General features: G+C 64.1%; 38 protein-coding genes and 1 pseudogene. 29 read left to right on the plus strand and 10 right to left on the minus strand.

Annotated features, from left to right (window positions below; genetic code table 11):
- Both C8K14_RS16130 and C8K14_RS16135 read right to left on the minus strand, forming a co-directional pair.
- Complete coding sequence (locus C8K14_RS16130) at positions 1 to 1542, minus strand: hypothetical protein (protein ID WP_107717548.1); 1542 nt, start codon at positions 1540 to 1542, stop codon at positions 1 to 3.
- Positions 1539 to 2123: a hypothetical protein gene (locus C8K14_RS16135; RefSeq protein ID WP_107717550.1), complete on the minus strand. Its 585-nt coding sequence runs from the start codon at positions 2121 to 2123 to the stop codon at positions 1539 to 1541. Before C8K14_RS16135 ends, C8K14_RS16130 begins: the two co-directional genes overlap by 4 nt.
- A 1129-nt stretch (positions 2124 to 3252) precedes the next feature.
- Between C8K14_RS16135 and C8K14_RS22445 the strand changes: the two genes are divergently transcribed.
- Genes C8K14_RS22445 through C8K14_RS16155 form a run of 3 tightly spaced genes read left to right on the plus strand, consistent with a single transcriptional unit; the run spans position 3253 to position 5034 of the window.
- Entirely contained in the window at positions 3253 to 3708 is a 456-nt protein-coding gene (locus tag C8K14_RS22445) for a hypothetical protein (protein WP_133726847.1), read from the plus strand.
- 3 nt (positions 3709 to 3711) lie between these two features.
- Positions 3712 to 4629: an ArdC family protein gene (locus tag C8K14_RS16150; protein WP_107717556.1), complete on the plus strand. Its 918-nt coding sequence runs from the start codon at positions 3712 to 3714 to the stop codon at positions 4627 to 4629.
- Positions 4630 to 4689: 60 nt separating this feature from the next.
- Positions 4690 to 5034, plus strand: a complete 345-nt coding sequence (locus tag C8K14_RS16155; protein ID WP_107717557.1) for a hypothetical protein — start codon at positions 4690 to 4692, stop codon at positions 5032 to 5034.
- A gap of 113 nt (positions 5035 to 5147) precedes the next feature.
- Here C8K14_RS16155 and C8K14_RS16160 read toward each other — a convergent pair whose 3' ends face one another.
- The 6 genes from C8K14_RS16160 to C8K14_RS23140 are packed head-to-tail and all read right to left on the minus strand — an operon-like array spanning position 5148 to position 9636.
- Positions 5148 to 7142: a hypothetical protein gene (locus tag C8K14_RS16160; RefSeq protein ID WP_107717559.1), complete on the minus strand. Its 1995-nt coding sequence runs from the start codon at positions 7140 to 7142 to the stop codon at positions 5148 to 5150.
- A complete protein-coding gene (locus C8K14_RS22450) occupies positions 7139 to 7642 on the minus strand; it encodes a hypothetical protein (RefSeq protein ID WP_133726848.1) in 504 nt (167 codons plus the stop codon). The genes C8K14_RS16160 and C8K14_RS22450 overlap by 4 nt, the downstream gene beginning before the upstream one ends.
- Positions 7639 to 7962, minus strand: a complete 324-nt coding sequence (locus C8K14_RS16170) for a hypothetical protein (protein WP_133726849.1) — start codon at positions 7960 to 7962, stop codon at positions 7639 to 7641. The genes C8K14_RS22450 and C8K14_RS16170 overlap by 4 nt, the downstream gene beginning before the upstream one ends.
- Complete coding sequence (locus C8K14_RS16175; protein ID WP_107717565.1) at positions 7959 to 9059, minus strand: toprim domain-containing protein; 1101 nt, start codon at positions 9057 to 9059, stop codon at positions 7959 to 7961. Before C8K14_RS16175 ends, C8K14_RS16170 begins: the two co-directional genes overlap by 4 nt.
- Entirely contained in the window at positions 9056 to 9313 is a 258-nt protein-coding gene (locus C8K14_RS16180; protein WP_107717568.1) for a hypothetical protein, read from the minus strand. The genes C8K14_RS16175 and C8K14_RS16180 overlap by 4 nt, the downstream gene beginning before the upstream one ends.
- A gap of 2 nt (positions 9314 to 9315) precedes the next feature.
- The gene (locus tag C8K14_RS23140; RefSeq protein WP_107717569.1) at positions 9316 to 9636 is read right to left on the minus strand and encodes a helix-turn-helix domain-containing protein; all 321 of its coding nucleotides are present in this window, start codon (positions 9634 to 9636) and stop codon (positions 9316 to 9318) included.
- Between C8K14_RS23140 and C8K14_RS16190 the strand changes: the two genes are divergently transcribed.
- The 23 genes from C8K14_RS16190 (at position 9630) to C8K14_RS16295 (ending at position 19036) form a co-directional block, all read left to right on the plus strand.
- Positions 9630 to 9995 (plus strand): helix-turn-helix domain-containing protein, encoded by a 366-nt coding sequence (locus C8K14_RS16190; protein ID WP_107717570.1) that lies wholly within the window; start codon positions 9630 to 9632, stop codon positions 9993 to 9995. The two genes, C8K14_RS23140 and C8K14_RS16190, sit on opposite strands and share 7 nt — an antisense overlap.
- Positions 9992 to 10327, plus strand: a complete 336-nt coding sequence (locus C8K14_RS16195; RefSeq protein WP_107717572.1) for a hypothetical protein — start codon at positions 9992 to 9994, stop codon at positions 10325 to 10327. The genes C8K14_RS16190 and C8K14_RS16195 overlap by 4 nt, the downstream gene beginning before the upstream one ends.
- 64 nt (positions 10328 to 10391) lie before the next feature.
- Positions 10392 to 10757 carry a hypothetical protein gene (locus tag C8K14_RS16200; RefSeq protein ID WP_107717575.1) on the plus strand — a complete coding sequence of 122 codons (366 nt, stop codon included), beginning with the start codon at positions 10392 to 10394 and terminating at the stop codon, positions 10755 to 10757.
- A complete protein-coding gene (locus C8K14_RS16205) occupies positions 10754 to 11050 on the plus strand; it encodes a hypothetical protein (protein WP_133726850.1) in 297 nt (98 codons plus the stop codon). Before C8K14_RS16200 ends, C8K14_RS16205 begins: the two co-directional genes overlap by 4 nt.
- Positions 11047 to 11418 (plus strand): hypothetical protein, encoded by a 372-nt coding sequence (locus C8K14_RS16210; RefSeq protein WP_107717579.1) that lies wholly within the window; start codon positions 11047 to 11049, stop codon positions 11416 to 11418. The genes C8K14_RS16205 and C8K14_RS16210 overlap by 4 nt, the downstream gene beginning before the upstream one ends.
- Complete coding sequence (locus C8K14_RS23145; protein ID WP_255420071.1) at positions 11415 to 11549, plus strand: hypothetical protein; 135 nt, start codon at positions 11415 to 11417, stop codon at positions 11547 to 11549. Before C8K14_RS16210 ends, C8K14_RS23145 begins: the two co-directional genes overlap by 4 nt.
- Positions 11546 to 11770: a hypothetical protein gene (locus tag C8K14_RS16215; protein ID WP_107717581.1), complete on the plus strand. Its 225-nt coding sequence runs from the start codon at positions 11546 to 11548 to the stop codon at positions 11768 to 11770. Before C8K14_RS23145 ends, C8K14_RS16215 begins: the two co-directional genes overlap by 4 nt.
- Positions 11771 to 11938: 168 nt before the next feature.
- Positions 11939 to 12190, plus strand: a complete 252-nt coding sequence (locus C8K14_RS16220; protein ID WP_133726851.1) for a hypothetical protein — start codon at positions 11939 to 11941, stop codon at positions 12188 to 12190.
- Between the two features lie 4 nt (positions 12191 to 12194).
- Positions 12195 to 12506, plus strand: a complete 312-nt coding sequence (locus tag C8K14_RS16225; RefSeq protein ID WP_107717585.1) for a hypothetical protein — start codon at positions 12195 to 12197, stop codon at positions 12504 to 12506.
- A complete protein-coding gene (locus C8K14_RS16230; RefSeq protein WP_107717587.1) occupies positions 12503 to 12787 on the plus strand; it encodes a hypothetical protein in 285 nt (94 codons plus the stop codon). The genes C8K14_RS16225 and C8K14_RS16230 overlap by 4 nt, the downstream gene beginning before the upstream one ends.
- 3 nt (positions 12788 to 12790) lie before the next feature.
- Positions 12791 to 13090: a hypothetical protein gene (locus tag C8K14_RS16235; protein WP_133726852.1), complete on the plus strand. Its 300-nt coding sequence runs from the start codon at positions 12791 to 12793 to the stop codon at positions 13088 to 13090.
- Positions 13090 to 13815: a methyltransferase gene (locus C8K14_RS16240; protein WP_107717591.1), complete on the plus strand. Its 726-nt coding sequence runs from the start codon at positions 13090 to 13092 to the stop codon at positions 13813 to 13815. The genes C8K14_RS16235 and C8K14_RS16240 overlap by 1 nt, the downstream gene beginning before the upstream one ends.
- 11 nt (positions 13816 to 13826) lie before the next feature.
- On the plus strand, positions 13827 to 14189 hold the full coding sequence (locus C8K14_RS16245; RefSeq protein WP_107717593.1) for a hypothetical protein: 363 nt from the start codon (positions 13827 to 13829) through the stop codon (positions 14187 to 14189).
- The gene (locus tag C8K14_RS16250) at positions 14186 to 14437 is read left to right on the plus strand and encodes a hypothetical protein (protein WP_107717595.1); all 252 of its coding nucleotides are present in this window, start codon (positions 14186 to 14188) and stop codon (positions 14435 to 14437) included. Before C8K14_RS16245 ends, C8K14_RS16250 begins: the two co-directional genes overlap by 4 nt.
- Positions 14434 to 14688, plus strand: coding sequence for a DUF2312 domain-containing protein (locus C8K14_RS16255; RefSeq protein ID WP_107717597.1), 255 nt, complete (start codon positions 14434 to 14436; stop codon positions 14686 to 14688). Before C8K14_RS16250 ends, C8K14_RS16255 begins: the two co-directional genes overlap by 4 nt.
- Positions 14688 to 14981, plus strand: a complete 294-nt coding sequence (locus C8K14_RS16260) for a helix-turn-helix domain-containing protein (protein ID WP_107717600.1) — start codon at positions 14688 to 14690, stop codon at positions 14979 to 14981. The genes C8K14_RS16255 and C8K14_RS16260 overlap by 1 nt, the downstream gene beginning before the upstream one ends.
- Positions 14938 to 15336: a hypothetical protein gene (locus C8K14_RS16265; RefSeq protein WP_133726853.1), complete on the plus strand. Its 399-nt coding sequence runs from the start codon at positions 14938 to 14940 to the stop codon at positions 15334 to 15336. Before C8K14_RS16260 ends, C8K14_RS16265 begins: the two co-directional genes overlap by 44 nt.
- On the plus strand, positions 15333 to 15950 hold the full coding sequence (locus C8K14_RS16270; protein WP_199223754.1) for a hypothetical protein: 618 nt from the start codon (positions 15333 to 15335) through the stop codon (positions 15948 to 15950). The genes C8K14_RS16265 and C8K14_RS16270 overlap by 4 nt, the downstream gene beginning before the upstream one ends.
- A 15-nt stretch (positions 15951 to 15965) precedes the next feature.
- A complete protein-coding gene (locus C8K14_RS16275) occupies positions 15966 to 16541 on the plus strand; it encodes a hypothetical protein (protein WP_107717603.1) in 576 nt (191 codons plus the stop codon).
- The gene (locus C8K14_RS16280; protein ID WP_108350164.1) at positions 16538 to 16951 is read left to right on the plus strand and encodes a hypothetical protein; all 414 of its coding nucleotides are present in this window, start codon (positions 16538 to 16540) and stop codon (positions 16949 to 16951) included. The genes C8K14_RS16275 and C8K14_RS16280 overlap by 4 nt, the downstream gene beginning before the upstream one ends.
- Positions 16952 to 16985: 34 nt before the next feature.
- Positions 16986 to 17258 (plus strand): DUF2829 domain-containing protein, encoded by a 273-nt coding sequence (locus C8K14_RS16285; RefSeq protein WP_233251113.1) that lies wholly within the window; start codon positions 16986 to 16988, stop codon positions 17256 to 17258.
- Positions 17259 to 17374: 116 nt separating this feature from the next.
- Complete coding sequence (locus tag C8K14_RS16290) at positions 17375 to 17728, plus strand: hypothetical protein (RefSeq protein ID WP_199223755.1); 354 nt, start codon at positions 17375 to 17377, stop codon at positions 17726 to 17728.
- A 3-nt stretch (positions 17729 to 17731) separates the two neighbouring features.
- Complete coding sequence (locus C8K14_RS16295; RefSeq protein ID WP_107717606.1) at positions 17732 to 19036, plus strand: hypothetical protein; 1305 nt, start codon at positions 17732 to 17734, stop codon at positions 19034 to 19036.
- A gap of 42 nt (positions 19037 to 19078) precedes the next feature.
- Here C8K14_RS16295 and C8K14_RS16300 read toward each other — a convergent pair whose 3' ends face one another.
- The gene (locus C8K14_RS16300) at positions 19079 to 19357 is read right to left on the minus strand and encodes a hypothetical protein (protein WP_108350165.1); all 279 of its coding nucleotides are present in this window, start codon (positions 19355 to 19357) and stop codon (positions 19079 to 19081) included.
- 254 nt (positions 19358 to 19611) lie between these two features.
- Between C8K14_RS16300 and C8K14_RS16305 the strand changes: the two genes are divergently transcribed.
- The 3 genes from C8K14_RS16305 to C8K14_RS16315 all read left to right on the plus strand — a co-directional run bounded on the left by C8K14_RS16305 (position 19612) and on the right by C8K14_RS16315 (position 22086).
- Positions 19612 to 20349, plus strand: coding sequence for a Bro-N domain-containing protein (locus C8K14_RS16305; RefSeq protein ID WP_107717610.1), 738 nt, complete (start codon positions 19612 to 19614; stop codon positions 20347 to 20349).
- Positions 20349 to 20540 (plus strand): hypothetical protein, encoded by a 192-nt coding sequence (locus C8K14_RS16310; RefSeq protein ID WP_107717612.1) that lies wholly within the window; start codon positions 20349 to 20351, stop codon positions 20538 to 20540. Before C8K14_RS16305 ends, C8K14_RS16310 begins: the two co-directional genes overlap by 1 nt.
- Positions 20541 to 20835: 295 nt before the next feature.
- Positions 20836 to 22086, plus strand: a complete 1251-nt coding sequence (locus C8K14_RS16315; RefSeq protein ID WP_107717614.1) for an integrase arm-type DNA-binding domain-containing protein — start codon at positions 20836 to 20838, stop codon at positions 22084 to 22086.
- A 160-nt stretch (positions 22087 to 22246) separates the two neighbouring features.
- Here C8K14_RS16315 and C8K14_RS16320 read toward each other — a convergent pair.
- Positions 22247 to 23003: pseudogene (locus tag C8K14_RS16320) on the minus strand (IS5 family transposase).
- Between the last annotated feature and the right edge of the window lie 215 nt (positions 23004 to 23218).

Below are 23218 nucleotides of genomic sequence, written 5' to 3' on the forward strand. Positions count from 1 at the left end.
CTAGCTGTAGATGTCCCAGTCCGATTGGACGTGGATCGGCGGCCCCTTGCGTTCGGTCCCGCGGATCTCTTGAATGACGTTCTCACCTTCCAGCGCGGCATACTGCTCAGCGTCGGCCACGTGGGTGTAGATCGTGTCGGCAATTTCCAGGTGGCCGCGCGTTTCGCCGGTCCCCAGCTGCGCCTTGGCATAGCGATAGCCCCCGCTATGGGCCTTGATCAGGTGGCTGCAGCGTTCATCGATCTGATAGCCATCCCGCTCTTTCTGCGCCCGCCAGATCGCCTCGTTGCGCAACCCCTGCCGGTTGCTCTTGGCGCGGAATATGTGAAACCCCAGCGCTTTCTGGCAGGCCATGCGCCAGTCCTGTTCATCATCCTCGCGATCGGTCGCCGCGAACATGGCAGGATCGCCCACGCAGCGGATTTCCTCAGCCCGAATGCCGGGAAAGTTTTCCATCAGGAACGCGCGCAGCTTCTTGCCAAATGACGTTGGCCCCACCTTGAGCAGGTCTTTGCCGCCCGGTGCCAGGTTCACCACTTCGCCCAGCGTGCGCAGCTGGCCATAGCTGTTGCGCTGGCAGATCGCCGCCGCCGCAAATAGGCCCTGGTCGATCCCCACGATCAGCTTATGGCGCCGGTCCCACCGCAGCACGCCCGATTTCACCACGTGCACGCGGTGCACGAAATCGGCGTTTACCGGCAACCCGTGCATGATCGGTACCGGCTTGTTGTCGACCATGCGATCGACATAGCCGGGCTTGTGCCGGTTGGCCGCCACCTGCAGCACGTAATACCCCCGGCCGCCCGGCAGGTTATGGATGTTCTCGGCATCCGGCTCGCGGCCGCCCGGCTGCACAAAGCATTCGATCAGCGGCCGCTCGCCCAGCACCTTGACCAGCTCGGCCTTGTCTTCGGCCGAAAGAAAATCCCCGCCATCCTTGGTCATCAACAGCTGGTAGATATGGTTTTCGATATCTGGCATGTTGAGCGACAGGATGATCTGCGGATCATAGACCGTTGACGGGTCAAGGTCCGAAAAGCGCCCGACACGGCCCGTCAGGAACGGCACCAGATCGACCGGCTGAATATCGGCTTCATCGACGATAACCGCGTTGACTTCCCAACCACGGCATGCCTCTTCAACCGATTGATCCCCGATCGCGCGAAACTCGAATTCGCAATCGAGAATTTCCACTGGGCGGCCGTCATCGTCGCGGCGCAGCACTTTGCGAAATGCGTGGGTATAGGGCGCGCGCAGGCTGAACTTGCCTTCGCTCTTAGGGATGATTTGCCACCATGATTTCAAGATCGTGGATTCGATCGACGGATAGCTTTCGCGGATGATCCCGATCCGCGCCTTGCGCCACCAGATCCCGTTCGCGTCGCGTACGCAACCCTGCATTGCCCCTAGGCGCAACCCCTTCTGCAGGGCGGCCATTGTCTTGCCACTGCCCACCGGGCCGATGATGCCGCAGACGAACGCCCGGCTGCGTATGAACGCTTCCGCCACCGGCCCGGGCGAGATGAGCTTGCGCATGCTCATGCCTCGTCCCCGTCATCATCCAGCGGCATGAAATCGCCCTCGATGATATCCTGCACCTGCGCCTCGCTATGCGTGACGCCGGCAATCACCAGGTCCGAAAGCCCGCTGAAATTCATGTCGACCGCCACCGGCTGTTTCGAATGGATGAACGGCATCAGTGCTTCGGCGCAGCGCACCCGCAGCTGCTGCGCGTCCCCGTAAGACATGCGCCGCTTGACCGGGTCCATTTCGGCTGATCGCTCCACCAGGATCTCGGGATCGGTGTTCTGGATTTGCATCAGCGTGATCGCCGGATCTTGGCCAAACCCCAAGATGTACTTGCGGAAATCCTCGGTGCGCCGGTTCTTCACCCCGGCCGGTCGCCCCCGCCGCGTTGCCCGCGCATGGCGCAGCACGGTCAGGCGCCCGGCCTCGCCGCCCAGCTCCTCGCGCGCGATCGCCATTTCTTCGGGCGTCACCGGTTCCAGCATCGAAAGTTGCTGTTCCTCGGCCGCCGCTGCATCGACCAGCGCCTTGCTCTGCTCGATCAGCGCGCCCGCCTCGACTTTTCCACCGGGGCTCTCGTTACGCCGCGTTGACATGCCCAGCCTCCCGATTCATCACAGATGCTGCGACGCGCCCCGGTGGGATCACCCACACCCCGGCCCGCGTCGCGCTCCCAACCATCGCCCGTTTCCCACACCCCGGCCCGCCGGTGGGCACCCACGATCCGGCCCCGGCTGTACCCTGGGCATCCATCGGCAAGATCAGGCGGCCCGGAACGCCGTTCCAAATTCGGTTCACGTGGTGCGCCAGCGAGCTGGGGATGCGCGCCCGCGCCTGGGGGCGCCCGGGGGCCCGCGCGCGCGATGCACCCCCCAGGGGGGTCTCGCCGTTCAGCCTGACAGGCTGATGCGCGAAGTCAGATTGCCCAGCATTTCCAGCGACATAGGCGCACCCTTCCAACATCGCCTTTCCAACACGCCCCGATCGGGCCGCCGAAACCCGCAGAAATCCGCCACTTTGCCCAGGCCGACCCGCACCGCTCCCGATCGCGCCGCCGGCGCCGATCGCGCCCCCGGCCGCCAGGCCGAAAACCCCAAAACTTTCGCCCCGCCGCCCCCGCATCACACTGCTGGGAAGCACCTGGCGCGCCACGATCGCGCCGCCGCTCGAGCGCTGCGCATATCCGCCCGCCAGAATATTCGCCGCGCCGGGCCCAATCGCCCCGAATGCCCGCCCCGCCGGCGCCAGTTGCAGGCGCAACCGCGCTGCAACCGCGCTGCAACTCATAACCTTATGATATACATAGGTAATATATGACAGTTGCAGAGTTGCAGTGTCGCGCGCGCATATGTGCGCATGTGTGCACGCGTACACGCACAGGCGCACATGACGCGAGGCGAGGGCGCGCAACTGCGCAACTGCCAAAAATTGTGCTTGAAAAACATGCGCTTGCTGGTTGCACACCAGTTGCAGCGCGGTTGCGCCTGCAACTGCCACCCCGGACCCACCGGCATCGGGCAGCTGGCGCGCCAACTTCATGACATCCCCCACGGGCCGGGGCAAGGGCAAAGCCAAGGTGATGGCGCGAATCAACGGGCCAGGGTGCGTGGTGCGAGCGCGGGAGAGACAGAGCGAACGGCCGCGCACCGCGACGCCTGCGGCGCCGCTGCGGCCGTGCATAGGCGCCACCGGCGCCGCTGCGCCAGACACCACACACGGCGCTAGGTGGCTGAAATGCAGGCGATTGCGCACCGCACCGGCCCGCTTTGCGCGGGCCAGTGCTGCAATCGCAAGCAGGCTAAAGGGCGCACCGAAATTTCTTTTCAGAACCGTATTGACAATGTTTTTTGTGTCATAATAATAGGACACACAAACGGCGCTGGCATGGGCCAGCCCGATGGTCGAGAAAGGACCGGATCGATGCGCAAGCCCTGCTTTGACATTACCACCCTTGATCGCGCCGCCGCCTATCTGGCGAGCTGCGCTAACGCCAAAGGCGAAATCTCCGGCGGATACAGCTGGCGCATCTTCGCAGAGATTGCAGGCGAAGATCCGCAAGCCCCAGCAGCTGGCTTGGCGATTTTCATCGCGCTGGAAAATTCCGGCCGCGTTATCCACCTGCCGAGCGTGCCGGGCACCTATGGTCACAGCGTTTTTCGCATCGAAGCGATGGAGGCCTGAACCATGGCAAAGTTCGACGCCTACGAAGCGATCACCGCGCAGATCATCGCCAAGCTCGAAGCGGGCATTCGCCCCTGGCGCATGGATTGGGTGCGCGATGGCGCCAGCCTGCCGCCCCTGCCGCGCCGCGTAACCGGCGAACACTATCGCGGCATCAACGTCCTGTTGCTCTGGCTGACCGCCCAGGAACGCGGCTATCACGCCGACACGTGGATGACTTTCAACCAGGCCAAGGAACTGGGCGCGAACGTCCGCAAGGGCGAAAAGGGCACTGCGATCGTGTTCTTTAAGGCGCTGACCATGACCAAGGAAAACCCCACCACGGGCCAGGACGAAGACCACCAGGTGCCGTGCATCCGCAGCTATACCGTGTTCAACGTCGCGCAGATCGATAACCTGCCCGAACGCTATCGCCCGGCCGCGCCGATCGCGGCGGCGCCGGCCAGCCTGCCCGGCCTGCGCAACGAACGCGACCTTGCCGCCGAAACCGCGCTGCGCAGCTGCGGCGCCACGATCATCGAGGGCGGTGACCGCGCGTTCTACGCGCCCGGCCCTGACACGGTGCAAATGCCCGATTTCGAGCGCTTCCACAGCGCTGGCGGATACCTCGCCACCCTCGCGCACGAACTGTGCCACTGGACGGGCCACAAGAGCCGCCTGGGCCGCAATTTCACCGGTCAATTCGGCAGCAAGGATTACGCGGCCGAAGAACTCGTGGCAGAGATCGGCGCGGCCTTCGTCGGCGCGCAGCTGGGCATCCTTGGCGAGCACATCGACAACCACGCCGCCTATATCGGCAGCTGGCTCAAGGCCCTGCGCAACGACAAGCGCGCCATCTTCAAGGCTGCCAGTCTTGCCCAGGCAGCAGCCGATATGGTCCTGGCCAACGCCGGCGCCGCCGAACTGGCGCAGGCCGCCTAATCCCCCTTGCGCCGGCCCCACGCCGGCGCGCATCTTCCCCAAGCACCTCGGAGAATCATCATGGCACGTTATATTTTGATCGATAACGAAAGCGGCTTTATTTTTGCAGATACAGCTGATCTCGTGGGCTTTGATACGAGCGCCGCGCATGGTGACGATGCGATCATTGATGCCGCGCGCTGTCTGAACGCCAGTATTGGCTACAACCCCGATGATTTTAGCTATGAAATCAATTACCGCCTCGGAGGCGAAAATCATTACACCGTCTATCGAGTTGATATTGATGGATCGGAGGCGGTTGCCATTGTCCAAGACGGTCAAGATCAAGAGGTCATCGAGGCGGTCGAGCGCGATTGCGAATTTGTCGGCTCCGTAAAGGTGACCAACCTTACCGCTGGCGATTAACTTACCCACACCAACGGCCGGCGCCCGGGCTTCCCCTCCCGCGCGCCGGCCGTCTCGCATGCGCGGCCCGCACCAGGCCACGCCGCGCGGCAAGGGAGAGCGTGCGCCTCGATTCACGCCCCCGCCTCGCCGGTCTGCTCTGCCATCCACTGCGCCACCGCCTCGCGCCGGCACAGATCGGGCAATTCGCTTTCATCCATCAGGTGATAGAGCGGCACCAGCACGCACCGGATCGGATGCCCGGCGAATTTCGTGGTGGTCGGTATCGCGTGATCGAGCCGCGCCATCGTCTGGCGCCAGGTGCCCTTCTGCCAGCGCGACCCGTCAAAGATTTCGTCCAGCTGGCGGTGCGCATTGGCAATCGCCAGGAACCCCGGCGCAGCCTTGGGCATATAGGATTCCGCGCCCCACCTGCCATCGCCCTTGAACTTCGCGTTGACCACTTTCAGGCCCAGCTGCTCGAGATACAGCTCCTTATTCCGTTCGCTCGAGAACGCATCGGAGAGAGTTCCCGCGCTGGCCGCCACCTTTTCCTGAACCCACCGCCCCAGCAGCTCCGAAACCGCCTCGCGGCTATCCCGCCCGCGCGGCTGCACCAGTTCGGTCATCAGCCGGTTGACGCACGCCTCTTCATCGCTGATCGCGTCCGACACTTCGGCCAGGCGCTGCGGTGCGCACAGCCCAGCCCAGAAATGCACGGTCTCCTCATCCGGCAATTCGTCGTTCAGCAGCATCCATGCGCAGGCGAGCAACGTGCCAAACTGGTCACAGGCGCGCCCATCGTGCCCAGCAGCCGCAAGCGCCCGATGATAGGCGCTCTTGCACTCGGCCAGGATCGGCCAGGCATCGATCATGCGGCGGTGCAGCTGCTTGCCCAGATCCGCGAAATTGTATTTGCCGAAATCCGGCATCGCCGTGCCGGGCTTGAACGGCCGGAGTTCCAGGATGGCAAGCCGCGATCGGTCGGAACCTTCCAGCGGCGGCATGTTGATGGAGCTGAACCAGAACGGCGATTGCAGCGTGAATTCGTGGGCGCTGTGATCCTGCCCGCCCCGGTGCATCTTGTCACCAGACGAGGCCACGCGCGCCAGCTCCACCACTTCGGTGATCTTGCGATTGTCGCCGCTCGCCTCGGCTTCATCGATCATCACCGGCACGGTCGAGTTTTTCAGGCTTTGCCGGATCGCCGCGGCACTGGTGTTGCCGGTGCGGAACAGGGCTTCGCCATAGAGCTGGGCAATGATGCCCTGTCCTTCATCGGGCCGCCCGTTCAGCGTCGATTTGCCCGTGCCACGCCCCCCGGTGATCCACACGTTCGATCGCCACGGCAGCGCCCCACCGATATAGCCCTGCCCGATCGCGCCCAGCAGCAGCACCGGATCGAGCGACGGCCGTTTCCAGTTCCACGTTTCCAGCAGCTTTTGGACGGTGATCGCCGCCGTGGGCGGGACCGATTTTGGCCAGGGTCGGGGCAATGGCACGCCGGCCGGATAGACAAATCCGTCTCGCAGCAGCGGCGCTGGCGCAAATGACAGCGGCTTAAGCTCGCCGTTTACCTTGGGCTGCAGCACGCCCAGCTGATCGCCATAGTGGATCACCAGGCCGCCCCCGGTCAGCCGGTGCGCACCGCGCCCGCGCAGCCGCCCGGCCGGATCAAAGATCCCGCGCCGGCTGCATTCCATGATCATCGCGCGACTGGCCTTAGCCTGGTCGAAACCGACGATCCGCGCCGGCGTGGTTTCCACCCACTTGCCGTTGATCTGTTCCTTGCCCGGTTTCGACCATTGCGGCCATTCGCTTTCCAGGAACTTCGCCTTGGCGCCGAACAGGTGCACCAGGTTGTTCTTGCCGTGCTTGTTGCCCGCTTCCAGACTGACGATTTCGCCGTTGGTGTTGAGGTAATAGCACCGCTGCGAACCATCCAGCCCGCTCGATGCGCCCAGCGGCACGATCGGCGCATCCAGCGGCCAGCGATAATCATCGTCGCCGTCGTCATCGCCATCGTCCACCCGCTCGCCCTGTTCAGCCAGCGCCGGCGCCGGCGCCGGATTATCCAGCGCCGCGCCGATCGCCGCCAGCGGATCATCATCGTGGGGAACCGCGCTCACAGCCCGGCCTTCCGCAGCGTGCAATCGCCGCTGATGCAGTCACGCGAAAACCACGTCGGCACCCGCGCATCGCATCGCCAGCAGAATGCCTTGCCATCCTCACCCACCACCGGCAGCACTTCCGCTTCATCCGTTCGCGCTGAGCCTGTCGAAGCGCCACTGCGCCACCGCGCCGCCCGCGTTTCCATTTCCGAAGCCTTGGGCAACGCCAGGCGCGCCGCCGGCGCCGTGCGCGCACGGGCGGGGGTTGCCTGGGCCGGCACGGCAGGGGGTAGTGCGACCGGCCCAGGCTTGCCGGTGACAGGGGACGGGAGGACCGCCGCCGGCAATTCAATTTCCGCTTCCCGTTCGGGCTGAGCCTGTCGAAGGCCCTCGCGCATCGCGCCGGCCTCCCGTTCGCCCTGAGCCTGTCGAAGGGCGCCAGCACCACGCCCCAGCCACACCGGCGGCAAAACCGCCGCGCGCCGTACGCTGGCACGAAAGAACATGCCCGCGCTCACGGCCGTGCCTCCACTGCCCGCTGCATCAGGCCGGGCGGAACTGATCCGACCTTATCGCGCACTCTTTGGCACCAGCGTATCCAGCTGCGCCGCACACGCTCGCCCTCTTTCGACAAGGTTAGAAAGGGGATGCCCGGTAGATCAGGATTTTCGACGTAAAAGTGTCGCCGTACCAAGCCGCGGCCCACAAGCGCGCTGATCGAGGCGCCCGGCAACCGCAGGCGAAACCGCGCATATCCCTCATGCACTGGCATCGCGAAATCGAGCGCCAGCAGCACATCGAGCTGGCGCTCGGTAAAATCTTCCCAATCCGCGCTCATGCCGCGCCCGCCTGCCGGGCCTGCGCCCGCGCCGCATCCACCCATTCGTCAATGTCCTTGTAAGGCTGGGGCGGAAACACCAGGCGCACATCGCCAATCCGCGATTGCTGCGCCGCCACCGCGCGTTCCAGCGCAGTCACCGCCCTGTCGTTGTCGTCACGATCGGCCACGATCACCAGGCGCCGCACATGCGGCGGGAACACGATCGCCCCCATGTTGCCCAGGGTCACGCCGGCCACGATGCGAAATTCCGGCCGGATTTCGCGGATCGCCAGGCATTTTTCGATGCCTTCGGCCATGTACACGGCTTCGTCGGCCGTCATCTTGCCCATGCTCTTGCCGCTGGCACCCTTGCTGATCGGGATGAACCCGCCCCACGGCCGCCCCAGCACCAGCTTGGCCTTGGGCACGGCCAGTTTCGTCCACCCGCGATCGGGGCACGGCTGCAGATAGGTGCGGTGGCACGCCACCAGATCGCCATTGGGCAGATAGACCGGCGCCAGCATGGCCGGCTCTTTCTGGCGCGTGTCTTTTTGCCACACGCTGTCGAATTTCAGCCCGCCCGGCCATGCGCCACCCACGGCCAGGCGGCCACGACCCAGCAGATAGGCTTCGGCCGGCGTGCCGCCGATCGGCCGCGCTTGGCGATTGAGATACAGCCCCCGCGCATCACGGATGGCCTTGGCATTGGCTTCGTTCGTCTCGGCCTGGCGCCGCGCCTGCATTTCCGCCAGGCGCCGGGCCCGGGCTGCGCGTTCTTCCGGGCTGATTTGCGTGGCACGCCCAGCCCAGCCATCATCGATGCCCAGCCATTCCTTGGCCAGAACCACGGCGGCGCCCTTGCCGGCCAGCCCCTGGGTCTGCTCGATCAGGTCGAGCATGTCGCCGCCCACATCGGCCGCGTAATCACGCCACAGGCCCTGTTTGGCGCCCTTGAGATACACCACCAGACTGCCGCCCCGGCCGCCCGATAGATCCCCGGCGCAAAAATAGCCGCCCTCTTCCCGCCCACCAGGCAGACATTGCCGCGCGATCGACACGGCGTTGTCGCGCAGCAGCTGCTCGATTTCGGCAACGGTCTTGGGCGCGCCGGTCATTCCACCACCTGCGCCGCGTGCTTGCCTTCGGCCACATCGGCCGCCTTGATCAGATCGGCCGCCACGCGCTGCAGCTGGTCGGCCATCCACCGCGCATTGGGCACCGGCAAGGCCGCATCCGGCGCGAAGCCAGACGAAAGCCACACATGCCAGCCCAACAGATCATTGTGCCGCGCCATCGCATGCGCGCTGCCGATGCCCCGCGTCGCCTCGAGCGCGCCCGGCCGCTGGTCCCAGGTGCCCCCCGCGCTCATGGCTAGGCGGCCTCGCGCGAATTCAGATCGGGCAGATCATAGAAATCGTTCGGCTGCACATCGCCGCCGCTGATTTCATACAGCCGCGCAAGGATATCCTTGCCCGGCACAATCGGATCGTCGGCGCGCTCGATCTGGCTGACATAGGATTGAGAGCAGCCCAGCTCATCAGCCAGCGCAGCCTGCGTAAGCCCGTGCATTTTCCGCCAGTTTGCTAGCTTCACGGTCCACACGTCCCATTCGGTTACACATATATTGCGCACCGTTATATTTTTCCGCTGGACATAAGCAAGAGGCAGGCGCCAAAAATAAGTGGATGGCATATATCTACGTGATGCACCCGAAGAACCGCCTCCGCGAACTCCGTAAGCGCGCCGGCATCACCCAGGCCGAGCTGGCGCGCAAAAGCGGCGTGTCGCAGCCCGCGATAAGCCAGCTCGAAAACGACGAGCGGCCACTGACCATTGATTGGATGCGCACTTTTGCCCGCGTTTTCGGCGTCACGGCGGCTGATTTGCTGGATGATGAGGATAATCCCCATCGCCTTGACCCCGAGGAAATCGAGCTTGTGCAGAATTTCCGCCAGGCCGAAGAACAGCAACGCCAAATGGTGAAGCGCGTGGCCGAACCCTTGACCGAATTCCGCCATTCAAACGTGCAGCCGATCCGGAAAAATCGTTGACGGATTTTTTCTCTGTAATCGGCGTACTGATCGCCATGGGCGCACTGGTCCTGGGCGCCAACGTTCTGAACGAAGCAACGCAAGACACCATTTTTCGCGATCCCCGCAGGCTTTTTGAGGTGGTTATGCGCACCATAAAGCAACGAGCAGCGCTAATTATTTGCGCTGGCGCAGCATTGTGCTTGCTCGATTACACACTGTTTCCTGGCGGATATTGCGGTGATTACCTTCCCGAACTGCATGATACGCATATGCCCTTTTTGCTGGGCAGTTTTGCCATTTTGGTAGGGGTTTATCACTGGATCGCAGGTCCGCCGAACCCCGAAATATAAGCTATTGACATAATATAAGCGTCAGGAATATTCAGGGCACCGTTGATCCCCAACGGAGGCCCCCATGGCTTTACGCGCACCCCGTCAGCCGGCGGATGATCCCGCCGCCACCACCGTCAATCTTTGGTTTATCCGCCGCGAGCTGGGCCAGCATGGCTACAGCGACCGCCGCATGGTGGCCTATGTCACCAAGCTGATCGAAGAGCACAATTTCCCGCCGCCGATCCCCGCCATGTGCAAGGGCGGCGAACTCACCAGCGCCGTCACCACGTCCAGCACTTGGCCGCGCGCAGCCGTCGAAGCGTGGATCGAAGGCTGGCTCCCGCCCGACGCCACCGCCGCGATCGACCGCAAGGCCCAGGCCGAAGCCGCCGCCGCCATGGACGGCAACGCCAGCCACCTCCACCTGATCCGGGGAGGCCGGGCATGAGCGCGCCGCGACAACAATACACCCCGGAAATGCGCGACTTGAACAAGAAGCTGTCCGCCGTGGTCGAACAGTTCATGGACGAGCGCGAGAAGGCCGGCGCCAGCTATCCCGATGCCGCCAACGACGCCACGGCGATCATAGGCGAAGTTCTGTCGGCCGTGATCGGCGCGCTGGAACATGAGGGCATGCGCATGGCGTTCGCCTTGAGCTTTGCCGGCGCTCTGGGCGGCGCAGTGGAAGCGAAGCACGAGATCGCGCGCGCGGCCACGGGACAAGGGAGCACCGTCCAATGAGCGAGGCCAACCCCTTCCTTTCGCCCGAAAGCCCGATCAAGCCGCTCGGCATCCTTAAGACCGAAGGCATCTTCGTTGGCGATGCCGAAATCATCGTCATCAGCGCGCTGCAGCTGCCCGTAAAGCTGTCCATGAAGCAGCTCGGCAAAAACCATCTAATCTTCCTTTGCGGAGGCATCGACTGGCTCGAGCGCACGTTTTGGCGGTGCAGCGGTGCCGCAGATGCAAATTTTAATGGGCAAGCAGCCGCCGAAGCGCTGATCACCGCATGCTGCAGCCTTGGCATCGCCACGCTCAATTGGGGCCGTCTTTTTGATGCGAACGGCGAGCTGGTCTGGCCGCTGCCCAGCGAAAGCACCGCGCCATGATCCGCCGCCTGATCGCCACCGCCGATCGCGCGATGCTCGCGGCCGATCGCCTGCCCGGTGTCGTGCTGATCCTGGCGTTCTATCTGGCCCTGGAAATGGTCGGCCAGCTGCTGATGAGGTCGCTGGGATGACCCGGCCGGGCGACACGATCCAGGCGCCGTTCCGCGAGATTGCGCGGCACCAGGCGGTCGCCCTGGCCAAGACCTCTTGGCACCGGCGCCTGCCCGTCAGCAAGTGCGATCGGTTCAGCTACGCCGCGCCCGGCCGCCCGGGCGGCCATGCGCGCCTGGCCAGCCTGCGCGGCCACGTCGGCAAGAAAGTGCTGTTCCACGTCCTAACCGATCCCCTCTGATTTTTCGGAGCTATCGCGATGACCCAGCTTCCACCGTCCGCAAATCAGGCTGCAAACACCGGCCCTTCGGGTGCGGGCGAGAGGGAAGACGCCGGGGCGGCCAATCCATCCACGCGGGTCACGGCTGCCCCGGCGATACATGATCAAAGCGCGATACAACCAGATTTCGTGCCCGTGCGCGCCATGGAAGAGATCCTGGCCGAACGGCACCGCCAGATTCACACCTTCGGCCACACGCCCGCGCAAGACCGCGCTTTGCCGCTCGCCCATTTCGCGCGCGAGCTGTCCAAGCGCGGCCTGGCGATCACCGAATACGTGCAGTTCCACAAGCCGCGCCTCGCGCGCCGCCACGCCATCGCCCTGGCCGCCGTCGCCATGGCCCTGATCGACCGCATCGACGCGGAATTTCCCGGAGAGTGAAGCCATGAGCGACGAGAAGCCGCACCTGTTCATTCAGGAGCCCGACCCGGATATTGCGCCGACACAGTTCGGGTGTTCCAGCTGGCGCGGGCACCACATTTGCCCGACACAGCAATTCGCAATCGCCACGCACGGCGCGAATGTCCGCATCGTGCTGATTTGCGAGCGCTCGGGCATGTATTTGGACCACACCCCGCAAGGGGCGCGCCAGCTTGCCGAACACCTGATCCGCGCCGCCGATCACCTTGATGCGCAGCTGGCCCAGCAGGCCCAGCCGATGCTGCAAAGCGCCCTCGCCAAGCGGGGTGAACAATGAAACCGCGCAGCCTCAACGCCGCCCAGCGCGACCTCTATCTGCGCGTCGCCGCCTCGCGCGACATGGATGACCCGGCCTACACCGAAGACTATCCGCTCGACCGGCCCGATGCGCCCCCGCCGGCGCCATCCACCCAGCCAAACCCCGTTCGGCCTGATCATGCCGAAGGCCTGGCCGCGCTCACCCCCGCCGATCGCCGCATCAACCGTCTCGCCGCCGCATGGCTGTTCCTGGGCGCCAGCGTGGCCGCGTTCCTCGTCTCCATCGCCCTCACGAGGTGAACCATGCTTGCACTTGCCATATTGGGCGGGACCGTTTCCGGCGTGTTGGCGGCATGCATCGGCGCTGTGGTCTTTTACTGCCTTAAGCCCGGCCGCCAGCCCGATGCTGAAACGTTAGCCCGCGTGATCGCCCAGGCCGACGGCTCCGATTTTGACGAAACATGCGGGTTAGAAGCCGATCAGGACGACTGCAACAGCGCAACCTGCATCGCCTGCGACTTTGAAGACCATGACCCGGAGTGGGCCAGAACGGTCTATCTGCGCCGCGCCGAAGCCGTGCTCATGCATTTGGCGCGCTGGTAATGACCACCCCCAACCGCTCCACCGCCGTCATGGCCCGCCGCATCGAGCCGCCCGACAGCCTCGACTATTTCCCCACCCAGCCATGGTGCACGCGCGCCCTGTGCGAATTCCTGATGCGCGAGGGCGAGCCGCTGGAAATCCAGCGCGGGTGGGACCCCTGCTGCGGCGAAAACCACATGGTTCTGCCCATGCGTGAATACTTTGCCCAGGTCTATGCCACCGACGTGTTCCGCTACGGCAACTATCACGGCATCTACGATTTCTTGGACGAGCATGCGCCACTGCCGGTGCACAGCCCCGATTGGATTTTCCTCAACCCGCCGTTCAACGTCGGCACCCGCTTTATCGAGCGCGCCCAGCAGATCGCGCGCCGCGGCGTTGCCGTCATCGCCCGCACCGCGTTCGATGAAGGCGGCGACCGCTACGAACGCCTTTTCGTCCCCGATCGCGCGCCCACATGGCAGATCGCCTTCTCGGAAAGAGTGGTCATGCTCAAAGGCCGCCTGATCCGCGCCGGCGCACCCGATCCGTTCAACCTGGACGAACACGGCCAACCCCGCCGCGCCAGCAGCGCCACTGCCTACAGCGCCTTCATCTGGCGCCCCGGCCAGCACGACACCCGCAAGCGCTGGATCGGCCCCGGCACACGCATCCGCCTCGAGCGCGACGCGGATTACCCCGACTATTCCCACCTTTTCCCCGCACAGGAAGGACCGTTGCTGTGAAGACCACACATATGTCGATTCTTACCGCGCTGTTCGCCGCCGGCGAGCGCGTTGCATCCGCCAGCGATGATATCTTCTCGCTGGCGCACCATCACCGCATCGGCCCCAAGACGCACCGCCGCCCGGCGCGCAATGGCTTTGACCCGCGCATCAACCGCTGGACCGGCCAGCCCCACGAACACATGCGCGAGCGCATCCGCACGCTGGGCCAGCAGATGAACCGCGTCACCAACGCCGCGATCCGCGCTGGCGTGATCAACCACCCCAGCGAATGGACCGGATGGGCCCGCGCCAACCCTATGGCCGCCGCCTCTTTGATGGCCCCGATCGTCGCCCCCGTTCGCCCTGAGCCTGTCGAAGGGCCCAGCGCATGACGGCGGCGGTTGTTGTGGGCCGCATCCAATATCGCAAGGCGCTCAAAGATGCCTTGCGGCGATCCGTCGAGGGTTATGCGCTGCTTTCGCTTGAACAGATCGAACAGCGTTTGGCGCAGACGTTTGAGTTCGACATGCCCGCGCGCACCACGATCGCGAGAACAATGTCGTCGATCGGATGGCGGCGCGCGGCCGAACCAGGCGCTTCCAGCCAAAGCGCGATCTACGTGCGGGATTCGGTCGCATGACCACCGCCGGCCACAACAGCACCGCCGGCGACGAACGCCTTCGCCAGCTGGTCGAGCGCATCGAGCGCCTCGAAGAGGAAAAGAAGGGCATCGCCGATGATATCCGCGACGTTTACAGCGAGGCCAAATCGGCCGGCTATGACGCCAAGATCATGCGCCAGATCGTGCGCCTGCGCGCCATGCCGCCCGACAACCGCCGCGAAATGGAAGCGGTCCTGGACGTCTATAAAAACGCGCTGGGGCTCGACTGATGGCGCGCGGTTACAGGTCCAATCAGCCGCCGCGCCACAAGTCGCGGGTGCGCGAGGAACAGATCCTTGACCAGCTCGATGCGGGCCTGAAACCGCGCGAGATCGCTACCGCCCTGGGCATCAGCCTAAGCCGCGTGCGCAAGGTCATCTACGGCCTCGATGACGACGCCCGCGATCGCCAGCAGATCGCCAAGGCCGCCGCCGCCTTGCTCACCACCCTTCGCACGGTCACCCAAGTGGAGAACCCCCATGCACTGCCAGATTTGTGGACGAAAGCAGTTCCTGCGCGCTGATAACACCGTGCGCCTGCATCACGTCGCCGGCGATATCTGCGCTGGCTCCCACTATCCGCCGATCGAGATCGATAATGCGTGGCTGGCCGAATACACCGCCCGCATCGCCGCCGAACACGCGGCTGCCCGCCGCCGCCTCGCGCAACTGGTCGACGCCCGCGCCAACTTCATCCCGCCCGGGCTGGAAACCCGCATCGCCCAGCTCGCCCTCAAAGCCCGCCGCCTCGCCCGCCGCCAGCGCCGCATCGAAACTTGGCCGGCCCGCTACGAAGACCAGATGCGCAACCGTGGATGGGCCGACGTGCCTCCGGCCTACCTGCTCGCCCGCTATCGTGAACAAAGGATCGCCGCGTGATCAAAGTGGCCGCCTTGTTTGTTGAAACCGATGGCGCCTATTTCGGCCTTGAAGGCGTTGAGCCTTGGCCGATCGAACGCGACGCCCGGAACTACACCGGGCCTTGGCCCGTCGTTTGCCATTCACCTTGTGGTCGCTGGGGGCGATTTGCTACGGGCTCGACCCGGAAGCCCAACCAATATCGCCTTGGTGAGGACTTCGGCTGCTTCGCCGTCGCCCTCACGGCTGTGCGAAATTACGGCGGCGTCCTCGAGCATCCGAAGGATTCCAAGGCGTGGAAGTGGTTCGGCCTCAAACCACCCCGATCCGAAGGTTGGACTCCGGCAGACGATTTCGGCGGCTATACATGCCAGGTAGAACAGGGCCATTATGGCCATTTCAGCCGAAAGCCGACATGGCTTTACGCCCGTAGCGCCTATCTCCCGGAAATGATTTGGGGCCGCTCACCACAGCGCCTGCCCGCGTATGCCATAGATCGCTATGGTTACGAAAAAGCGCGCCGGATCGGCGTCATGGCGGCGATCGGCGGCAAGCGCAAAACGCAGGTTCGCGAAGCTACGCCCCCCCCTTTTTCGCGATTTGCTCTTGTCGATCGCGCGCGGCATGGCCGCTGAACAGGGCAAGTCAGCATGACCCCCGCGCCGCCCTCCACCCGCTTCCCCGCGATCACCGCCGCCCACGTGCTGGCAGAGATCGAGCGCGAGGCCGCATCGCGCTTGGCCACCTATCCCAAGATGGTCCAGACCATGCGCCTCACCGCCGATGCCGCCGCGCTCGAGCAGCGCTTGTGCGAGGCATGGGCGGCCGATCTGCGGCGCTGGCGCGACTGGACCGCGCAGCCGCCGATCGGCCCCATGCCGGCGCAACGCCACACGCTGGGCTTCACCTGGACCGATCGCCGGCAGGGCATCACGCGCGAGTTGGACCGCCGCGCCCGCCTCTATCCCAAGTGGATCGCCGCCGCGCAGCTCGACCCGGACGAAGCGCGCCAGCGCACCGATCGCCTCACCGCCCTGGCCGATATCTATGACGAAGGTTTCGACTGGCACGACGCCTTCGGCCGCCGCCCCCCGTTCGGCAAAGGCATGTCGATCGAGCCCACCGACCCGGCCGACACCGAATGCCGCGCCGCATGGTGGGAACACGTCCACCAGGTCACCACCGCCCGCCACGGCGCCCAACCGCAGGAGCAATTGGCCCTATGATAAACCTCTTTTCACTCACCAATCGTCCAAGCGAGGACGGCTTGCCTATCGCCGATTTTCACATCACCGAAAGCGGCGACGGTTCGATCGGCGTCATGTACGGCTCCATGTGGATTATGATCCCGCGGAAAGCACACGACGCGCTGCTCGACATTCTGCGCGATCGCCTCCCCGAATCGGAGCCAAAGGCCGAACGGCCGCCCGAATACGATTGGCATTGCGGCAACGGCTACTTGCGCGACCAGTGGTTGTTCACCCTGCTCGAGCGCAACCCCAAGCTGGCAACCAGCCTCGAAGCGCAGGGCGAGTTGGAAGAAACCGCGCGCAAGGCAGGGCCGGAGTTTTGCCAGATGGCGATCGCCAATTGGCGCAGCCGCATGCCGCTCAACGACGACGATATCCCTTTCTGAACCCGCGCCGGCGGCTCCCGGCATTCAAGGAAAGATGATGAATTTCGGTGAAGCAATCGCGACCATGCGGCAAGGTCCGAAACGGGTCGCCCGCCAGGGTTGGAACGGCAAAGGGATGTTTATCTATCTCGTGCCGGCAGCATCTTACCCAGCGCAACGCGGCGCCGCCAAGGCATGGGCCGGCGAAGATGCGATGATCCCATACCGTGAATACATCGCCATGAGCACTGCACAGGGCGATGTGGTTCCCTGGGTTGCAAGCCAGACCGATATCCTGGCCGATGATTGGCAGGAAGTCACCGCCTAACCAATCCCCAGCCTGGCCGCCGGAACACAGGCCCGTTGACCGGCGGCCCCTTTTCGAGTCATAGCTTTTTCAGGCGCTGGCATGGGCCGGCCCGATGGTCAGAAAGGGCCCGTCCGATGGACATTGAGACTCAGCGCGAAATTTTCACAGAAGCCGTTGAGGCACTTGGCGGCCCACGCACGGTCGCACAGCAGCTTGGCGTAACCGAACGCACGATTTTCCGTCTCACGTCGGGCCAAAGCCGCATCCACGAAGGCTGGCTCGAGGATATCAGCAAGGCGCTGATCGCCCACGCCGATCACTGCCGCAAGCTCGAACAGCGCCTGCACCCCGCCTTCGCCGCCAACCGCACCGAAGCGCAGGCCACGCCGCCACGCCACGATGGCAACGCATCCAGGCGCAAGCCCAAGGCCGATCCCCAGCGCGTGGCGCAAGCCGCCCGCGCACTCGGCCTCACCAGCGAGGACTGACCCATGGCGCAGATCCGCATCGCCTGCCTTGTCGGCAGGACCAACACCGCCGGCATTACCAGCTGGTACTGGCAACCCAGCGCTACCCTGGCCAAGGCCGGATGGAAAGCCATCGCCCTGGGCAAGGATCGCACCGCCGCCATGGCCGCCGCCGAAAAGCGCAACGAGGAAGTCGAAGCGTGGAAAACCGGCGGCGCCAAGCCGCGCGAGGTGAAGAAGCGCGAGAAGGCCGGCACTTTCGGCCACCTGCTGTCGCGCTACGAGAAGGAATTTGTCGACGCCAAGAACGACCGCGGCGAATTCATCATCGCCCGCTCCACCGCGCGCACCTATCGCACCGCGCTCAAGCGGCTCAACGCCTGGGCCGGCGCCTTCCCGCTCGCCTATATCACGCCGGCGCGCGTCAAGGCGCTGCGCAAGGCGATGACCGCGCCGGAAAGCAAGGGCGGCATCGGCCACCACGCCGCGCACAGCACCCTGAAACAGGGCCGCCAGGTCTTTGCCTTTGCCGAAAGCGAGGACTTGATCGCCAAGGGCAGCAACCCGTTCGCCAGCTTCGGCCTGTCCGCACCGCCTCCGCGCGACGTGATATGGTCCCCCGCCGCGCGCGAGGGCATGATCCTTGCCGCCTATGAGCTGGGCATGCCATCCATGGCCCTGGCGATCATGCTGGGCTTCGCCACCGGCCAGCGCGAGGCAGACTATCTGGCGATGACCCAGCGCCACTATGCGCCGATCCCCGAACACAAGATGCAGCCCGAAGACCACGCCACGCTGCGCGCCCTCGCGCCCGATGGCGTGGTGCGCGGCATCCGTGTGCGCCAGGCCAAGACCGGGGCATGGATCGAAATCCCCGTCACCGGCCTTGTCCGCTGGGCCATCGAAAGCAACATCGCCACGGCGCAGGCGCTGGGCAGCGCCATGGTCATCCTGGATGACACGCGCCACGTCGCCGGCGATCCCGCCGCGACCTATGCCGGCCAGGCCGGGCAAACCCGCTTCCAGCGCGATTTCGCAGAGGTGCGCGAGTGGGCCATCGTCCAGGCGGAATACGACCAGGACAACGACCTGGCCAAGGAACTCGCCACCCTGCAATACCGCGACCTGCGCCGCACCTGCGTGGTCTACCTGGGCGAGCTGGGCCTCGATGCCCACCTGATCGCGGCGATCACCGGCCACGATATCGACGACACCCAACGCATCCTCAAAACCTACATGCCCCGCACCACCGGCCGCGCCGCCCGCGCGATCGCGCTGGCCACGGCGCGCCAGGCCAAGGATGACGAAGCCAGGGAGCAACGCGCATGAGCGCGGCAAAGACAAGCTGGCGTCGGCTTAACCGACATCAGCCTAAGCCACCAACCAATGCGCAAACATGCCCAACCCAAAAATGGCACAATGCTGCACGGTAGAAAGCACCAGCAGCCGAGTATTCGCGGCGACCATCGGGCCTGACTGCCCAAAGCGTGGTTGCGGCAACCCATTGCGCTCACGCGCCGTGCGCATCCTGTTCATCATGTTCAAGACATAAAGGCCCATAACTATCGGCGGCAGCGCCATCCACGGCCAGAAACCACGCCAGCCAGCAACCGCCGATCCTCCCCACATCATCATGATCAAATAGACCACGTTGATTACCCCCTCTTGCCCTTCGATTCGGGCAGCACTATAAGCCGGGTTGCGCGGTATGTCCCGCGCAGGTGATTGGCGTCACCTGATTGGAGCGCGCAGCCCGCGCCACGATACCCGTGTCAGCGGGTTTTCTTATGGTCGGGCGTGTTGCGAGCACCTTCGGGTGCGCCGTTGCTCCAACGGTACGCCAATCGCGGCGCGTCCGGCCACCACATTGGCGTGTGTTGGTCGGCTCAACTCGGAGCGACCACATGAGCAATGCCTTGCTTTCCTATCAGTTCGACGAAACCCCCGTCCGCATCGCGATCATCGATGACGACCCATGGTTCGTTGCCAGCGATCTCTCATCGGTGCTGGGCTATAGCCAACCCGCATTCATGACGCGCATCCTGGATGACGATGAAAAGGGTCTGCACATTATGCAGACCCTTGGCGGCCAACAGCAGATGCTGATCGTCTCGGAAAGCGGCATGTATGCGGCCGTTCTCAAAAGCCGCAAACCCGAAGCCAAGCGGTTCCGCAAGTGGGTGACCGCCGAAGTCCTGCCATCGCTTCGCAAGACCGGCCGTTATGAACTGCCGGGGCTGGACGAGGCGCCCGTCCAGGCGCTCGATTTCGATCCCATCCGCCTCTCGGCCGGGGCCAATGTCGTGCGCCTCGCCATGCGCCTCTATGGCCCCGTCGCCGCGCGGCGCTTGTGGCCCCAGCTCGGCCTGCCCGCCGTCACGCCCGATGGCGAAAGCGTCATCGATGCCGATCCCATCGCCAGCCCGCTGCGCGCCTATCTGGTCGACAAGCAGGAAACCACGATCCAGCAGGCCGCCGATGGCATGGGCCTTGTCGATATCGATTGGTCCACCCGCCAGCGCATTGGCAAGCTGCTCCACTTGTGGGGCTGGACCAGCAAGACCCGCAAGGTCCACCGCCGCGCCGCCCGCGTCTTCACCCGCCCCGCCGATGGCGCGATCATCGCAGGGAGCGCGGCATAATGGCCCTGATCTATTGCAGCGGCCTCGCCGCCAATCCCGCCACCGTCGACGCCGCGCGCTATCTCGCCAGCGCCGGCGGCATGGACCCAGAATGGGTCGAGTGGTTCGAAAAGCTACAGCACCAGGTCAACCGCCGCGCCGCCAACAGCATCCTGCGCGGCCTGCTGAAAGCTCCCACGAACGACGCGTGAACCCTTCCAACAAGCCTTCCAACAAATAGGCTTTTCAACGCATCATAGCGGCGAAAAACCGCAGAAATCCGTGGATTTCTAACATTCCCAAGCTGAATACGAGGGTTCGATTCCCTTCACCCGCTCCAGAGCCTCCTCTCAAGGGGTGCCAGAACGCCTCATAAGTGGCTGTTTTCTGCGGTTTTTCGGTGGTATAATTTCCGGGCAGTTCCGGACATGTTCCACTCAATCTCAGACGAGTGATGGATCACTTGATGGACCTGCGGCCAATTTGCGCTGTCGGAGGTCCATCAACATGGCCGAAAAAGCAGGAAAATCAGGGCTTACGGCGGCATCTGTCGCGCGCGCCAAGCCCAAAGACAAGCCGTACAAGCTGTCTGACCGGGACGGACTCTACCTCCTCGTGAAGCCGAGTGGAACCCGCTACTGGCGGATGAACTACCGCTTCCACGACTTCCAGCGCACGATCACCTTCGGTCGCTATCCCGAGGTGCTGCTGGCAGATGCACGGGAACGTCTGCTGCAAGCTCGCCGCCTGCTGGCTGATGGCATCGACCCGGTAGAGCAGGCCAAGCTCAACAAGATTGCAGATTCGGTAGCGGCGTCGAACACCTTCAAGGCGGTGTCCGACGAATGGCTGGAGAAGGTCCGGCTCGAGGAGCGCGCCGCTGCTTCGATTAAGAAGTACGAATGGCAGTTGGGGCTGGTCATGCCGGGGATCGGCAGGCGGCCGATTTCCAAGATCTCAGCACACGAGGTGTTGCTGGCGCTCAAGAAGATCGAACGCACCAAAAAGTTCTACACCGCCACCAGCGTGCGCACGACGTGCAGCCAAGTGTTCCGCTTTGCCATCGCGACCGCGCGCGCCGAGCGCGACGTCTGCGCGGACCTGCGCGGCGCGCTGGTCACGCCCAAAGTTGTTCACCGCGCTGCCATCACGACGCCCAAGGAGGCCGGAGCCCTCCTCCGCTCGATCGAGGACTATGAAGGCGACATGCAGACGCGCATCGCCATGCGCCTGTTGCCACATGTTTTTGTTCGACCCGGCGAGCTTCGCCATGCCGAATGGAAGGAGTTCGATTTCGACCGCAAGATTTGGACGATCCCCGAGCACAAGATGAAAATGCGCCGGCCGCATGCCGTGCCGCTATCCAGGCAAGCCATCGCGATCATTCGTGAGATCGAGCACGACGCCGCCTATAGCCCTTACCTCTTCCCCTCGTTGCGCTCGGCCAATCGGCCGATGTCGGACAACACCATCAACGCAGCGCTACGCCGCATGGGATACGGCAAGGACGAAATGACCGCCCACGGCTTTCGCGCCATGGCGGCAACACTGCTCAACGAGATGGGACTTTGGAACGCCGATGCCATTGAGCGCCAGCTTGCCCACGTCGAAGCCAACGCCGTTCGCCGCGCCTACACGCGCGGGCAGTATTGGGAAGAGCGAGTGCGTATGATGCAGCACTGGTCGGATTATCTCGATGGTCTGCGCGACGGCGCCAAGGTGCTGCGACCGAACTTCGGGCAAGCAGCGCTCGGCTGATCGCAATCAGTCGGACCACGGTCGGATTCGACCACATCACGCAGTTTAACAGGGAACGAGTGAACGGCCGCGTGTGCCGAAACCTGCCCCTCCGTCTAACCGCTAAGCCGCCCGTCGGCTACACGCCCTCATTCCAGCTGTTAGGCTCAGGACTCGTTGATCACAGCCAAAAGAGCACGATTGCAGCGAGCGTGAGGGCGGAGAAGAACACCGTTGGGCAGCGATCGTAGCGGGTAGCCACGCGGCGCCAGCCCTTCAGACGATCGAACATGATCTCGATGCGATTGCGTCGTTTGTATCGGCGCTTGTCGTATTTGACTGGAAAGGTACGCGATTTCCGCCCCGGAATGCAGGGCTGATGCCCTTTTGCTCGAGCGCGTCGAGGAACCATTCGGCTTCATAGCCCCGGTCGGCCAGCATCCACTGCGCTTTGGGCAGATCATCGAGTAGGGCTGCCGCGCCGGTGTAATCGCTGATCTGGCCCGCCGTGATGAAGAAACTCAACGGGCGACCATTGGCATCGGTGACGGCGTGCAGCTTGGTGTTCATGCCGCCCTTGGTCCGTCCGATCAGGCGCCCGACATCCCCTTTTTTACCCCAAAACTGGACGCCGTGCGGTGAGCCTTGAGATAGGTTGCATCAATCATGACGGTTTGGGGCTCGGCCCTCTGGGCGGATAGGCCCTCCATCATCCGTGCGAACACGCCCATCTCGTCCCAACGTTTCCAACGGTTATACAATGTCTTATGCGGACCGTATTCCCTGGGTGCGTCCCGCCAGCGCAGCCCGTTGCGGTTGACGAAGATGATCCCGCTCAGCACACGACGGTCATCAACCCGGGGCTTGCCATGGCTCTTGGGGGAATAGGGCGACAGACGCGCCATCTGCTCGTCCGTCAGCCAATACAGGTCGCTCATGTTCAGTCTCCTCCCGGAGCCTGAATCACATCACGTCCATCCAATCAATGGGTCCTGAGCCTAGGCGCGTGGTCACGCAAGAACCCGACACGGCCTGCCCCGTGCCTGGTCTGTATTCCTGACGCGCTCTCCGCCAAAGAGTAAAACATTCGGCGCGCGCGTAACGCCCTGTAACGTCCAACCAACGTCAATGAACTTGCGTCCGGCCGTCTGCT

The organism is Novosphingobium sp. GV079 (assembly GCF_003058045.1).
GTDB classification, from domain to species: Bacteria; Pseudomonadota; Alphaproteobacteria; order Sphingomonadales; family Sphingomonadaceae; genus Novosphingobium; species Novosphingobium capsulatum.

What these genes read in the sequence shown, in the direction of transcription:
- C8K14_RS16130 (WP_107717548.1), bottom strand. Translation starts at nt 1,542, where the DNA reads ATGAGCATGCGCAAGCTCATCTCGCCCGGGCCGGTGGCGGAAGCGTTC.
- C8K14_RS16135 (WP_107717550.1), bottom strand. Translation starts at nt 2,123, where the DNA reads ATGTCAACGCGGCGTAACGAGAGCCCCGGTGGAAAAGTCGAGGCGGGC.
- C8K14_RS16150 (WP_107717556.1), top strand. Translation starts at nt 3,712, where the DNA reads ATGGCAAAGTTCGACGCCTACGAAGCGATCACCGCGCAGATCATCGCC.
- C8K14_RS16155 (WP_107717557.1), top strand. Translation starts at nt 4,690, where the DNA reads ATGGCACGTTATATTTTGATCGATAACGAAAGCGGCTTTATTTTTGCA.
- C8K14_RS16170 (WP_133726849.1), bottom strand. Translation starts at nt 7,962, where the DNA reads ATGAGCGCGGATTGGGAAGATTTTACCGAGCGCCAGCTCGATGTGCTG.
- C8K14_RS16175 (WP_107717565.1), bottom strand. Translation starts at nt 9,059, where the DNA reads ATGACCGGCGCGCCCAAGACCGTTGCCGAAATCGAGCAGCTGCTGCGC.
- C8K14_RS16180 (WP_107717568.1), bottom strand. Translation starts at nt 9,313, where the DNA reads ATGAGCGCGGGGGGCACCTGGGACCAGCGGCCGGGCGCGCTCGAGGCG.
- C8K14_RS16190 (WP_107717570.1), top strand. Translation starts at nt 9,630, where the DNA reads ATGGCATATATCTACGTGATGCACCCGAAGAACCGCCTCCGCGAACTC.
- C8K14_RS23140 (WP_107717569.1), bottom strand. Translation starts at nt 9,636, where the DNA reads ATGCCATCCACTTATTTTTGGCGCCTGCCTCTTGCTTATGTCCAGCGG.
- C8K14_RS16200 (WP_107717575.1), top strand. Translation starts at nt 10,392, where the DNA reads ATGGCTTTACGCGCACCCCGTCAGCCGGCGGATGATCCCGCCGCCACC.
- C8K14_RS16205 (WP_133726850.1), top strand. Translation starts at nt 10,754, where the DNA reads ATGAGCGCGCCGCGACAACAATACACCCCGGAAATGCGCGACTTGAAC.
- C8K14_RS16210 (WP_107717579.1), top strand. Translation starts at nt 11,047, where the DNA reads ATGAGCGAGGCCAACCCCTTCCTTTCGCCCGAAAGCCCGATCAAGCCG.
- C8K14_RS23145 (WP_255420071.1), top strand. Translation starts at nt 11,415, where the DNA reads ATGATCCGCCGCCTGATCGCCACCGCCGATCGCGCGATGCTCGCGGCC.
- C8K14_RS16215 (WP_107717581.1), top strand. Translation starts at nt 11,546, where the DNA reads ATGACCCGGCCGGGCGACACGATCCAGGCGCCGTTCCGCGAGATTGCG.
- C8K14_RS16225 (WP_107717585.1), top strand. Translation starts at nt 12,195, where the DNA reads ATGAGCGACGAGAAGCCGCACCTGTTCATTCAGGAGCCCGACCCGGAT.
- C8K14_RS16230 (WP_107717587.1), top strand. Translation starts at nt 12,503, where the DNA reads ATGAAACCGCGCAGCCTCAACGCCGCCCAGCGCGACCTCTATCTGCGC.
- C8K14_RS16235 (WP_133726852.1), top strand. Translation starts at nt 12,791, where the DNA reads ATGCTTGCACTTGCCATATTGGGCGGGACCGTTTCCGGCGTGTTGGCG.
- C8K14_RS16240 (WP_107717591.1), top strand. Translation starts at nt 13,090, where the DNA reads ATGACCACCCCCAACCGCTCCACCGCCGTCATGGCCCGCCGCATCGAG.
- C8K14_RS16245 (WP_107717593.1), top strand. Translation starts at nt 13,827, where the DNA reads ATGTCGATTCTTACCGCGCTGTTCGCCGCCGGCGAGCGCGTTGCATCC.
- C8K14_RS16250 (WP_107717595.1), top strand. Translation starts at nt 14,186, where the DNA reads ATGACGGCGGCGGTTGTTGTGGGCCGCATCCAATATCGCAAGGCGCTC.
- C8K14_RS16255 (WP_107717597.1), top strand. Translation starts at nt 14,434, where the DNA reads ATGACCACCGCCGGCCACAACAGCACCGCCGGCGACGAACGCCTTCGC.
- C8K14_RS16260 (WP_107717600.1), top strand. Translation starts at nt 14,688, where the DNA reads ATGGCGCGCGGTTACAGGTCCAATCAGCCGCCGCGCCACAAGTCGCGG.
- C8K14_RS16265 (WP_133726853.1), top strand. Translation starts at nt 14,938, where the DNA reads ATGCACTGCCAGATTTGTGGACGAAAGCAGTTCCTGCGCGCTGATAAC.
- C8K14_RS16275 (WP_107717603.1), top strand. Translation starts at nt 15,966, where the DNA reads ATGACCCCCGCGCCGCCCTCCACCCGCTTCCCCGCGATCACCGCCGCC.
- C8K14_RS16280 (WP_108350164.1), top strand. Translation starts at nt 16,538, where the DNA reads ATGATAAACCTCTTTTCACTCACCAATCGTCCAAGCGAGGACGGCTTG.
- C8K14_RS16285 (WP_233251113.1), top strand. Translation starts at nt 16,986, where the DNA reads ATGATGAATTTCGGTGAAGCAATCGCGACCATGCGGCAAGGTCCGAAA.
- C8K14_RS16290 (WP_199223755.1), top strand. Translation starts at nt 17,375, where the DNA reads ATGGACATTGAGACTCAGCGCGAAATTTTCACAGAAGCCGTTGAGGCA.
- C8K14_RS16295 (WP_107717606.1), top strand. Translation starts at nt 17,732, where the DNA reads ATGGCGCAGATCCGCATCGCCTGCCTTGTCGGCAGGACCAACACCGCC.
- C8K14_RS16305 (WP_107717610.1), top strand. Translation starts at nt 19,612, where the DNA reads ATGAGCAATGCCTTGCTTTCCTATCAGTTCGACGAAACCCCCGTCCGC.
- C8K14_RS16310 (WP_107717612.1), top strand. Translation starts at nt 20,349, where the DNA reads ATGGCCCTGATCTATTGCAGCGGCCTCGCCGCCAATCCCGCCACCGTC.
- C8K14_RS16315 (WP_107717614.1), top strand. Translation starts at nt 20,836, where the DNA reads ATGGCCGAAAAAGCAGGAAAATCAGGGCTTACGGCGGCATCTGTCGCG.